The sequence below is a fragment of the Streptosporangium sp. NPDC048047 genome (assembly GCF_040653115.1).
Lineage (GTDB): Bacteria > Actinomycetota > Actinomycetes > Streptosporangiales > Streptosporangiaceae > Streptosporangium.
The window spans coordinates 94,489-105,308 of the sequence record NZ_JBEZNH010000021.1; the positions used below are offsets into that span (position 1 = coordinate 94,489).

Sequence of the window (10,820 nt, forward strand, 5' to 3'; positions counted from 1 at the left end):
GGCCGCGCCCGGTGATCCGGGCGCGGCCTTCGTCCGTGGCGGGGGCTACGCCACGCTGAAGCGGACCTCCCGGGTCGCCGGGTCGGCGCGGGTCAGCCGTACCCGGACGGCCTCGCCCAGCGGCAGCCGCTCGCCGTCGCAGCGGGCCACCACCGCCGGGCCGGTGACCTGGACCACACCGGACTCCCCGTCGTCGGCCACGTCGATCACCACCGCGTCGAACGTCTCGCCCACCCGGTCGCGCAGCACGAACGCCTCCACCAGGTCCACACAGGCCCGCTCGGCGGCGCTCGCCCGCCGCCCGGTGGCCTGCATGATGTCCGGCAGCTCGCCCATGACCGCCTGGACGTCTTCCGGAACCGGCTCGCCCGCCGCGACCGCCAGGCAGATCTCGGTGGCGTAGCGGTCGATGAGCCGCCGCAGCGGCGCGGTCACGTGCGCGTACGGCGCGGCCACCGCGGCGTGCTCCGCCTGCCGGGGAGGCTCGCCGTTGAAGGCGACGTACCCGGCGCCGCGCAGCAGCACCGTGGACTCCCGCAGGAACGCGGCGTGCTCGGGGACCTTCGGGTCCAGGCGGTGCACCATGTCGCCGTAGGAGGCGTCCTCGGGCCAGGGCACGCCCAGGGCGGCGGCGGCCCGGCGCATCCGGGCGACCTCCTCGGCCGGCGCGGGCGGCAACACCCGCAGCAGGCCGATCTCGGCGTCGAGCATCATCGAGGCGGCGGCCATGCCGGTCAGCAGCGAGATCTGGGCGTTCCACGCCTCGGCGTCGAGTGAGGCGCGCAGCTCCACCCGGTAGCCGCCCGCGTCGGGGACGACCTCCTGCTCGGGCGTGGGCAGGCTGATCCCGCCGCGGTCGCGCTCCAGCGCGAGGCGGAGCCGGCCGATCTCGGCCAGCAGCCGCAGCGTGCCGTCGGCGGTGCCGGTGTCCACCGCGGCCTGCACGTAGTCGTAGTCGAGCCGCTCACGGCTGCGCACCAGCGCCCGCGTCACGTCGGCGCCCGCGATCCGGCCGTCGGAGTCGAGGTCGACGCACCACAGCGCGGCCGAACGCGTCACCCCGGGCAGCAGGCTGGCCGCGCCCTCCGACAGCACGGGCGGGTGCAGCGGAACCCGGCCGTCGGGCAGGTAGACCGTCTCGCCGCGTTCGCGGGCCTCCAGATCGATCGCACCGCCGGGCCGTACGAACGCCCCGACGTCGGCGACGGCGTACCAGACGCGGTAGCCGCCGGGCCGCTCCTCCAGGTGCATCGCCTGGTCCAGGTCCATGGAGCCGGGCGGGTCGACGGTGATGAACGGCAGGTCGGTGCGGTCCAGCTCCGGCAGGGCGGGCGTCTGGGCGATCCACTCGGCTTCGTCGATCACCGCGCGGGGGAACTCCTCGGGAAGCCGCAGCTCCCGGCGGATCCGCTCGAAACCATCGTCGAGCCGCGGATGGGACTCTTCGGGCATCCGTATGGTTCTGGGGGACACGGGGCCAACCTACCGTTCAGGGTCGTACCGGCGCGCGGCGCGGGCCGTCAGAGTACGGCGGACAGGCGCTTGAGCGGGCCGCGCAGGCCGTACCGCTCGGCCAGGGCGTCGAGCGCCTCCGGGTCGCGCGGCGCGGCGGGCAGGGACAGGTCGAGCTCCGGGACCGGCGCGTCGGGCGCGACCCGGACCACCGCGGGGGCGGCGCGCAGGTAGTCGCGGGCCGCGGCGAGCTTGGCGCGCTGCCCGGCGGGCAGATCGCCCGTACCGTCGTCCAGGGCCCTGACCAGCGCCTCCAGCGAGCCGAACCGGGTGATCAGGGCGGCCGCCGTCTTGTCGCCGATCCCCGCGACGCCGGGCAGGCCGTCACTGGGGTCGCCGCGCAGCACGGCGAAGTCGGCGTAGGAACGGCCCGGCACGCCGTACCGGGCCGACACCGCGTCCTCGTCGACGACCTGGAGGTTCTTCACGCCCCGCGCGGTGTACAGGACACGGACCGGGCGGGAGTCGTCGACGAGCTGGAACATGTCGCGGTCGCCGGTGACGATGTCCACCGGTCCGCGGGCTCGGGCCGTGAACGTGCCCATCACGTCGTCGGCCTCGTAGCCGGGCACCCCGACGCGGGCGATGCCGGCGGCGTCGAGCACCCGCTCGATCACCGGCACCTGCGGGGCGAGGGTGTCGGGGACCTCCTCGCCGCCGTCGGCGGCGAGCCGGTGCGCCTTGTAGGAGGGGATCGCCGCCACCCGGAAGGCCGGGCGCCAGTCGGCGTCCATGCAGGCCACCAACTCGCCGGGGGAGTGGTCCCGGACCAGCATGGCGATCATGTCGATGAGGCCGCGGACGGCGTTGACCGGCATGCCGTCCGGTGCGGTCACCGACTCGGGGACGCCGTAGAAGGCGCGGAAGTACAGGGAAGGGGTGTCGAGCAGAAGAAGCTTCTGGGGATCGGTCGTCATCGCACCAGCATGCCGGTAAGTCGCCGGGGAGCGGGAGATGCCGCCGCCCGCGGGCGGCCGGGGCCGCCGGTCGAGGCATGACGGCCGCTCGAAGAACCGGGGCCGCCGGTCCGGGAATGACGGCCGCTCAACGAACCGGGGCCGCCGGTCGGGGAATGACGGCCGCTCAACCGGCCGGGGCGAACGCCAGCACGCAGACGTCGTCCTCCGGGTTGGGTCCGCCGACCGCCTCGACGAGCCGGTCGAGCCCCGCGGCGAGCCCGGCCCCGCGCAGCCCGGACAGCCCGGCCGCCGCCCTCAGCAGCAACGCGACGCCGTCGTCGATGTCGCGGTCGCGCCGCTCCACGAGCCCGTCGGTGAACAGCAGCAGCAGGTCGTCCTCGCGCAGCCGGATCGCGGCCGAGGCGTACGGCTCGGCGAGGGTGGCGCCGAGCAGCACCCCCTCCGGCGCATCGAGCTGGACGGCCGTCCCGTCGCGGACCAGGACCGGTGCGGGATGCCCGGCCTGGCTCCAGGTGAACACCCCGGTGGCCGGGTCGAGGTGACCGGCGACGGCGGTAGCGGTGGCCTCGGCCATCCGGTGCGTCACCACGTGGTTGAGCCACGACAGCAGCCGGCCGGCGGGCTCGCCGGTCATCGCCAGGGCCGCCAGCGCGTGCCGCAGCACGGTCATCTCCGCGGCGGCGGGCAGGCCGTGCCCGGACACGTCGCCGACGGCCAGCAGGATCCGGCCGTCCGGCAGGGGGACGACGTCGTGCCAGTCGCCGCCGAGGCCGTCCTCGGCGCCGGCCGGGTGGTAGCGCGTCTCGATCCGCACGCCGGGCAGGCCGGCCGGGGCGGCGGGGCCGGGCAGCAGCGCCTCGCGCAGGACCTCGCTGCGCCGCCGGTCCCGGGTCGCCCGGCCGAGGAGCTCGCCCAGCCGGCGCCGCGCCTCGGCGACGCCGCGCTCGGCCCGCCGGTGGCCGGTGACGTCCTGGATCACACCGTGCACCGCGGTGCGCCCCTCGGCCGCCACGGGGTCGAGGGCCGCCCGCAGGTTGCGGATCTCCCCCCGGCGGCGGATGCGGAACTCCGTCTCGCCCGGCTCGGCCCGGTGCACGACGGCCCGCAGCAGGTGGTCCAGACCGGCCCGGTCGCCCGTCTCGACGTGGGAGATCAGATCCGCCAGACGGATGGGGCCCTCCCCGGGATCACGGCCGAAGATGGCGTACACCCGGTCGGACCAGATGGTCTCCCCGGTCTGGAGGTTCCATTCGGCCCAGCCGAGATCGCCCAGCCGTTCGGCCTGTGCCAGCCGGACGCTGAGGAGGTGGTGTTCGACGGCCAGGTGCCCGTCCAGCTCTCCCCGCGGGCGCCGCGCCGTGTCGGTCGCGGTCAGCGGGGCGGAACCGGTCACGTGGTCGTTTCGTGGGTGGAGGGGTGGCTGGTGGCCGCCCACTACGCCGACCATTTAGCTCGCTCTCGAAATGAGGGGTCTTGCGGATATTCTATCGACAAATTGTGATCGTCCTTCAACGGAGTGTAGTGACATCGTCGCGGTCCGGGTGGGGTTTCCCTGGCTTTCCCGCACTTTCCTTGGCGCTCCGGGGCCGGATGCGCCGTTCGTCCTTCCGGCACTAGATTGGGCGGTGTGACAACGGAGTCTGCTGACCTGTATCCCGTTACCCGCCTGGCCGACGCCCGGCGGGCGACCGCCGCCGCCGGACTCGGCGCGCTGCTCCTGACGCCGGGCCCCGACCTGCGGTACGTGACCGGCTACGACGCGCTGCCGCTGGAGCGGCTGACCTGCCTGGTGCTGCCGGCCGAGGGCGACGCCTTCCTCGTGGTGCCCCGCCTGGAGCTGCCCGCCGCCGAGCACTCACCGGCCTCCCGGCTCGGCATCGAGTTCGTGCCCTGGGACGAGACCGACGACCCGTACACCGCGATCGCCGCCCGGCTGGGCGGGGTCTCCAAGGTGGGGTTGGCCGACCGCATGTGGGCGATGCAGTCGCTGCGCTTCCGCGACGCGCTCCCCGCCGCCGAGCAGGTGCTCGCCGGGACGGTCCTGCGGGAGCTGCGCATGCGCAAGAGCCCGGCGGAGGTGGCCGCGCTGCGCGAGGCGGGCGCCGCCATCGACTCCGTCCACGCCCGGGTCCCGGAGTTCCTGCGGGCCGGCCGTACCGAGCGGGAGGTCGGGCGGGACATCGCCGAGGCGATCGTCGCCGCCGGCCACACGACCGTCGACTTCGTCATCGTCGGCTCCGGCCCCAACGGCGCCAGCCCGCACCACGAGCTGTCGGACCGGGTGATCCAGGCCGGGGAGCCGGTCGTGGTGGACATCGGCGGCCAGATGCCCGGCGGCTACTGCTCCGACTCCACCCGGGTCTACTGCGTCGGGGAGCCCCCGGCCGACTTCGCCAAGTACTACGACGTGCTCCAGCGCGCCCAGGAGGCCGCCTGCCGGGCGGTACGGCCCGGCGTCGCGTGCGAGGCGATCGACGCCGCCGCGCGGGAGGTGATCGCCGAGGAGGGCTACGGCGAGTACTTCATCCACCGCACCGGCCACGGCATCGGCCTGGAGACCCACGAGGAGCCCTACATCGTCGCGGGCAACACCGAGCCGCTGGCGCCGGGCTTCGCCTTCTCCGTCGAACCGGGCATCTACCTCCCCGGCGTCCACGGCGCCCGCATCGAGGACATCCTCGTCTGCACCGAGGACGGCGGGGAGCGCGTCAACCACCGGCCTCGCGAACTCGTCATCGTGTAACAAGTGTCACAATCGGGGTGGCCGGTGAACCCGGTCACCCTTTTTGTCGCTCGCGCCCATGACCTGGAGTGTGCGGATATGACCGTTGAACGTGTTCTGCCGACCGCCGAGGCCCACGACCTGATCGACCTGGTCCGCGACCTCGCCGGCAAGGAGGTCGCGCCCCGGGCCGCGGCCGACGAGGCCGCCGGGCGCTTCCCCCGGGAGGTCTTCACCACCCTGGGCCGCTCCGGCCTGCTCGGGCTGCCCTACCCCGAGGAGCACGGCGGCGCGGCGCAGCCGTACGAGGTCTACCTCCAGGTGATCGAGGAGCTGGCGGCCGGATGGCTCGCGGTCGGCCTCGGCCTGTCGGTGCACACCCTGTCGTGCTTCCCCGTCGCGGCCTACGGCACCGACGCCCAGCGCGCGGAACTGCTGCCGGAGATGCTCGGCGGCGAGCTGCTGGGCGCCTACTGCCTCTCGGAGCCGCAGTCCGGCTCCGACGCCGCCGCCCTGACCACCCGGGCCGCGCGCGACGCCGGCGGCTACACCGTGGACGGGGTCAAGGCGTGGATCACCCACGGCGGCGCCGCCGACTTCTACACGCTCATGGCCCGCACCTCCCCCGACGGGGCCCGCGGCATCTCCTGCTTCCACGTCCCGGCGGGGACGCCGGGACTGTCGTTCGGCGAGCCCGAGCGGAAGATGGGCATGAAGTCCTCGCCGACCGCCCAGGTCCGCTTCGACGCCGCCCGGCTCGGCCCCGACGCCATGGTGGGCGCCGAGGGCGAGGGATTCCGCATCGCCATGGCCGCCCTGGACGGCGGGCGGCTCGGCATCGCCGCCTGCGCGGTGGGCGTGGCCCAGGCCGCGTTCGACGCCGCCGCCTCCTACGCCAGGGAGCGGCGGCAGTTCGGCTCGCGGATCGTCGACTTCCAGGGCGTCGGCTTCATGCTCGCCGACATGGCCACCCAGATCGCCGCCGCGCGCGCCCTCTACCTGGACGCCGCCCGGCTGCGCGACGCCGGCCGGCCGTACGGCACGCAGGCCGCGATGGCCAAGCTGTTCGCCACCGACGTGTGCATGAAGACCGCCACCGACGCGGTGCAGGTGCTCGGCGGCTACGGCTACGTCGAGGACTTCCCGGTCGAGCGGTACATGCGCGAGGCGAAGGTGCTGCAGATCGTCGAGGGCACCAACCAGGTACAGCGCCTGGTCATCGGCAGGGCCGTCGCCAAGGGCTGACCGGCTGGTCCGGGGCCGACCCTGGCCGTGGGGGACCCCGGGGACTCCGGGGGCTCCGGCGGCCCTCCCGGTCAGACGGGCAGGGCCAGGGCGGGTACGAAGGCGAAGCCGACCGTGCAGAGGACGGCGCAGGCCAGGGTGACGACCGCGGTGCGGGCCCGCGCCGCGGTGGCCGGGCGCAGGATGACCGGCAACGCCAGGCCCATGATCACCAGGGCCGCGAGCGACCACGGGAGCGCGGAGAAGGAGTTCACGCGGTCCAGCAGTTCCGCCGACCGCAGTTCCTGGGCGAACCGGGCCAGCAGCACCCCGCTGAGCGCCCCCACCACGAGGTCGCCGCACAGGCCGGGACGACGGCAGAGATGCCCGGTCAGGCCGAAGGCGGCCAGCACGACGGCCAGCGCCGCCATCTCCCAGCCGATGCCCCCGGGATCGGGATCGCCGGGGATGAGCGGGGTCTGGCGGTCGAGCGCGTAGGCCGTCATCTGACCGGCCGCGATGCCCGCCCCGGTCAGGCCGCCGGTCAGCAGAGCCCATCCGGGCCGGGCGATGCCGCGGGTCATGGCCAGGATCAGCACGCCGTACAGGTAGGGATCGTAGAAGGCCACGACATACGTGGGCAGCACCTCGGTGAGCATCCGGCCGGCCAGGGCGAGGGCCATGCCCAGGGTCAGGCCCGCCAGCATCCGGCCGATGATGGCCCGCTCCCGCCGGTCCAGCGCCCGGAAGTCGGGCTCGAGGGAGACGGGCAGCATCCCGGGAGGGCCGCCCTCCCGCGCCGCGGGCCACCGCGCCGCGTCATCGCTCGTCTTCATGGCGGCGACCTCACCTCCCCGAACTTCCCGGAATCCACCCATATGGTCTTAATTCCGCATATGGGATGGATGTGGTGTCGGAAAAAGGGCAAAGCTTTTCTAAACTGTTTCATGGCGACGCTGTGTTCATGGCGACGCTGGCGCGTCGCGGCTCGGGGGCTGTTGAGCCGGTGTCTTCCCTCGTCTCTCCGCCGCTTCGCGGCTGCGTTCCTCAGTCCAGACACCGGCGCCCCCGAGCGGGTCCGGATAGCGGCGTCCCTGAGCGGGGGCGGTCACCGGTGTCCGTGAGGGGTCAGAGGCCGTATTCCTCCAGGAGGCGGAGCCAGATCTCGCTGACGGTGGGGAAGGACGGGACGGCGTGCCACAGCCGGTCGAGGGGCACCTCGCCGGTCACCGCGATCGTCGCCGAGTGCAGCAGCTCGGCGACGCCCGCGCCGACGAAGGTCACTCCGAGCAGGACGCGGCGCCGCTCGTCCACCACCGCCTTCGCGCGCCCCCGGTAGTCCTCGCCGAGCAGGTAGGCCCCGGTCACCGAGGCCAGGTCGTACTCCACCACGCGGACGTCGAACCCCTCGGAGCGGGCGGCGGCCTCGGTCCGGCCGACCGCGCAGATCTGCGGGTCGGTGAAGACCACCTGGGGCGCGCCGAGGGAGTCGGCGACGGCGCGCAGCCCCGGCAGGTCGTCGCGGTCGCCCCGGGCCCGCGCCGCGATCACGTCGCCGCACACCCGCGCCTGGTACTTGCCCATGTGGGTGAGGAGGTTGCGGCCGTTGACGTCGCCCACCGCGTACAGCCAGCCCTCCGGGACCCCGGTGGCGCGCATGCTGTCGTCGACCTCCACCGGGCCCTTCCCGGACAGGCCCACGGTGTCGAGGCCGAGGTCGCCGGTCGCGGGCCGGCGCCCGGTGGCCATCAGCAGCTCGTCGGCCGTGATCGGAGGTCCCTCGCTCAGGTGGACGGTCACCGGGCCGCCCGGTACGGGCCGCTCCACCTTCGTCACCTCGACGCCGAAGCGGACGTCGACGCCGCCGTCGGCCAGCGAGTCGCGCAGCAGCTCCCCGGCGAACGGCTCGATCCGGTCCAGCAGCGAGTGGCCCCGCACCAGCATCGTCGTCTCCGCGGCGCCCAGCCCGTGCATGGCCTGCGCCATCTCGCAGGCCACCACGCCGCCGCCCACCACGACGAACCGCTTCGGGACCTCCTGGGCGACGGTCACCTCGTGGCTCGTCCAGGGGGCCGCCTCCCGCAGGCCGGGGACCGGCGGGAGCACCGCCTGGCTGCCGGTGGCCAGCACGACCGCGTGCCGGGCGGTCAGCAGGCGGACGGCGCCGCCGGGAGCGGTCACCTCGACCCGCAGCGGCCCGCTCAGCCGTCCCCGGCCCCGTACGAACTCCGCGGGCACGTTCTTGATCCACTTCACCTGTCCGGCGTCGTCCAGGTGCGAGACGGCCTCGTCGCGCCGGGCGAGCACCGCGGCGACGTCCAGGGGGCCGAGGGACATGCCGGGCACCCGGCTGACGTCGGCGGCCAGCTCCACCGGGCGCAGCAGCGCCTTACTGGGCACGCACGCCCAGTAGGAGCACTCCCCGCCGGCGAGGTCCTTCTCCACCACCGCGGCGCTCAGCCCCCCGCGGACGGCCCGGGCCGCGACGTTCTCCCCGGCGGGACCGGCCCCTATCACGATCACGTCGAACTCGTCGGACACCATTACCTCCAGGACGCGTGCGCCGTCGAACGGCGGGGATCACACCAGCTTCCCACTCCGACGCGGGTACGTCCCGCCCGCCCCCGGACCCGCGGCGCCGGATCGGGTACGGCGAAGGCTCCCCGTTCCGGTATCTTTCGTCAGCCGTTCTGTTCCCCGGCCCCGGCCGGCCGGATCCGTGAGATGAGACGTCATGACCTCCGACCAGGCGCGCGCCGCCCGTTCCCGGCATGGCCGCTGGAACGCGCAGACATGGTTCAACGTGGTGCTGCTGGCCATGGCCGTGCTGCTCGCCGTGTCCGCGGTGTTCGGTGCGAGCGTGCTGCGCACCGCGGCCGAGGCGTCCAACCGGCTCATCGACCAGATCACCGTGGGCAGGCTCCAGGCGGAGCGCATGCAGACGAGCCTGGTGAACCAGGAGACCGGCCTGCGGGGGTTCGTCCTCTCCGGCAAGGAGGAGTTCCTCCAGCCGTACGAGGACGGCCTGAGCGCCCAGCGGGCCGCCGCGGCGCAGGTGCGGATGGTGGCGTCGGGGGAGAGGATGCTGGACCGCCTGGAGACGGTCCAGCGGCTGAGCGAGCGATGGCGCTCGGAGTACGCCGAGCCGATGATCGCGGCCGTACGGCGCGGCGGTACCTCGGCCGTGACCCAGGAGCGGGCCGGGGAGAGCAAGGCTGCCTTCGACGCGGTCCGCCGCGTGCTCGACGACCAGAACGCCTCCTGGAGCGCGGTCAGGGACCGCGCCCGAGCCGAGCTGGAGCGGGCCCGCACGACCCGCGACACCACGTTCTTCATCATCCTGGCGGCCTTCCTCCTGACGATCGTCACGGTCGCGGTGCTGCTGCGGATGGCGGTGTTCCGCCCCCTGGCGCGCCTGGGCGAGGCGTCCCGCAGGGTCACCGGGGGCGACTTCTCCCACCACATCGACACCGGCGGCCCGGCCGACCTGGCGGCGCTGTCGAGCGACATGGAGGCGATGCGGCGGCGGATCGTCACCGAACTGGAGGAGGCCCGCGGCTCCCGGCAGCAGCTCGCCGCCCAGGCCGAGGAGCTGAAACGATCCAACGCCGAGCTGGAGCAGTTCGCCTACGTCGCCTCGCACGACCTGCAGGAACCGCTGCGCAAGATCGCATCCTTCTGTCAGATGCTCCAGCAGCGCTACGCCGGTCAGCTCGACGAGAGGGCGAACACCTACATCGACTTCGCCGTCGACGGCGCCAAGCGGATGCAGGTGCTCATCAACGAGTTGCTCACCTTCTCCCGGGTGGGCCGCATCCGCCAGGATCCCGTCCCGGCCGGCCTGAACGAGATGGTCGGCCATGCGCTGGACAATCTCTCGGCGGCCGTGGAGGAGTCGGACGCCGAGATCGAGGTGGGGGACCTGCCGGTGGTCATCGGCGACCGTACCCAGCTGGTGATGCTCTGGCAGAACCTGATCGGCAACTCGCTGAAGTTCCGCTCCCCGGACCGCCGCGCGCATGTGCGGATCGAGGCCGAGAAGGACGACGGGGAGTGGCGGATCTCCCTGACCGACAACGGGATCGGCATCCCGGCCCACTTCGCCGACAAGATCTTCGTGATCTTCCAGCGGCTGCACCACCGGGACGCCTACGAGGGCACCGGGATCGGCCTGGCGCTCTGCCGGAAGATCGTCGAGCAGCACCAGGGCAGGATCTGGCTGGACACCGAGTACACCGAGGGCACCCGTTTCATCCTCACACTGCCGGTAGCCGACATCCCGGACGCCTCCGACGGCTCTGACGCCCCGGATGCCTCCGACATCTCCGGTGATGACGCCGGAGCCGGGCGGGGGGCCGCCCCGGCCTCGGCCTCCGAGGGGACTCCGGCCTCCGAGGGGACTCCGGCCTCCGAGGGGACTCCGGCCTCCGAGGGGACTCCGG

Annotated in this window: 8 protein-coding genes; 3 read left to right on the forward strand and 5 right to left on the reverse strand. The window is 73.7% G+C overall.

Annotated elements, in window-relative coordinates; genetic code table 11:
• Nucleotides 1-45 precede the first annotated feature (45 nt).
• The 3 genes from AB0D67_RS19995 to AB0D67_RS20005 all read right to left on the reverse strand — a co-directional run bounded on the left by AB0D67_RS19995 (nt 46) and on the right by AB0D67_RS20005 (nt 3,825).
• Nucleotides 46-1,452 carry an RNB domain-containing ribonuclease gene (locus AB0D67_RS19995; RefSeq protein WP_362937367.1) on the reverse strand — a complete coding sequence of 469 codons (1,407 nt, stop codon included), beginning with the start codon at nt 1,450-1,452 and terminating at the stop codon, nt 46-48.
• 68 nt (nt 1,453-1,520) lie between these two features.
• On the reverse strand, nt 1,521-2,429 hold the full coding sequence (locus AB0D67_RS20000) for a 5'-3' exonuclease (protein WP_362937370.1): 909 nt from the start codon (nt 2,427-2,429) through the stop codon (nt 1,521-1,523).
• 166 nt (nt 2,430-2,595) lie between these two features.
• Nucleotides 2,596-3,825, reverse strand: coding sequence for a SpoIIE family protein phosphatase (locus AB0D67_RS20005; RefSeq protein ID WP_362937373.1), 1,230 nt, complete (start codon nt 3,823-3,825; stop codon nt 2,596-2,598).
• Between the two features lie 234 nt (nt 3,826-4,059).
• Here AB0D67_RS20005 and AB0D67_RS20010 point away from each other — a divergent pair, with 234 nt between their 5' ends.
• Both AB0D67_RS20010 and AB0D67_RS20015 read left to right on the forward strand, forming a co-directional pair.
• Nucleotides 4,060-5,175: a Xaa-Pro peptidase family protein gene (locus tag AB0D67_RS20010; RefSeq protein WP_362937376.1), complete on the forward strand. Its 1,116-nt coding sequence runs from the start codon at nt 4,060-4,062 to the stop codon at nt 5,173-5,175.
• Between the two features lie 78 nt (nt 5,176-5,253).
• A complete protein-coding gene (locus tag AB0D67_RS20015; protein WP_362937379.1) occupies nt 5,254-6,399 on the forward strand; it encodes an acyl-CoA dehydrogenase family protein in 1,146 nt (381 codons plus the stop codon).
• Between the two features lie 71 nt (nt 6,400-6,470).
• Here the strand turns inward: AB0D67_RS20015 and AB0D67_RS20020 are convergent, their stop codons facing one another.
• Nucleotides 6,471-7,214, reverse strand: coding sequence for a hypothetical protein (locus AB0D67_RS20020; protein ID WP_362937383.1), 744 nt, complete (start codon nt 7,212-7,214; stop codon nt 6,471-6,473).
• Nucleotides 7,215-7,506: 292 nt separating this feature from the next.
• Entirely contained in the window at nt 7,507-8,922 is a 1,416-nt protein-coding gene (locus AB0D67_RS20025) for an NAD(P)/FAD-dependent oxidoreductase (RefSeq protein ID WP_362937386.1), read from the reverse strand.
• A gap of 190 nt (nt 8,923-9,112) precedes the next feature.
• Between AB0D67_RS20025 and AB0D67_RS20030 the strand changes: the two genes are divergently transcribed.
• On the forward strand, nt 9,113-10,820 hold a 1,708-nt coding region (locus AB0D67_RS20030; RefSeq protein ID WP_362937389.1), incomplete at its 3' end, for an ATP-binding protein.